The 486-nt window shown below is 67.5% G+C and carries 1 protein-coding gene; it reads left to right on the top strand.

Translation table 11 applies throughout. The annotated features are described in order from the left end of the window. Nucleotides 1–486 (top strand): sensor histidine kinase (locus ACF8NF_RS21440; RefSeq protein ID WP_392451240.1); only part of this gene is annotated, 486 nt, incomplete at both ends.

Below are 486 nucleotides of genomic sequence, written 5' to 3'. Positions count from 1 at the left end.
GAGCTGCGCACCCCGCTGCAGTCCATCATGGGCTTTGCCGAGCTGGGCAGCCTGCGCTCGCGCGGCAATCCCGCCATGGCCGACATGTTCAACGACATCCATGCGGCGGGCCAGCGCATGCTGGCCCTGGTCAATGACCTGCTCGATGTGGCCAAGCTGGACAGCGCCGTGGGAACCATCCACCTGGAGCGCACGGACCTGCGCAGCCTGATCCGGCCGGTCGTGCGCGAGCTGGAGCCGCAGCAGCAGCACAAGCTCATCGACCTGCGGCTCGAACTCGACGACGCCCCGCTGATCGCCAAGGCCGACCCCGTGCGCTTCCAGCAGGTGGTGCGCAATGTGCTGGCCAATGCCATCAAGTTCTCGCCCATCGGCGGGCGCATCGATGTGCAGGGCCGCATCGACGGGCAGGGCGACATCTGCATCGCCTTCTCCGACCAGGGCCCGGGCATTCCGCCACAGGAGCTGGACAAGATCTTCCAGCCC

Source organism: Delftia sp. WSY_22 (assembly GCF_043104185.1).
GTDB lineage: Bacteria > Pseudomonadota > Gammaproteobacteria > Burkholderiales > Burkholderiaceae_C > Comamonas > Comamonas tsuruhatensis.
Note: the sequence above shows the minus strand (reverse complement) of the source record. Positions and strands in the feature narration are given on the sequence as shown.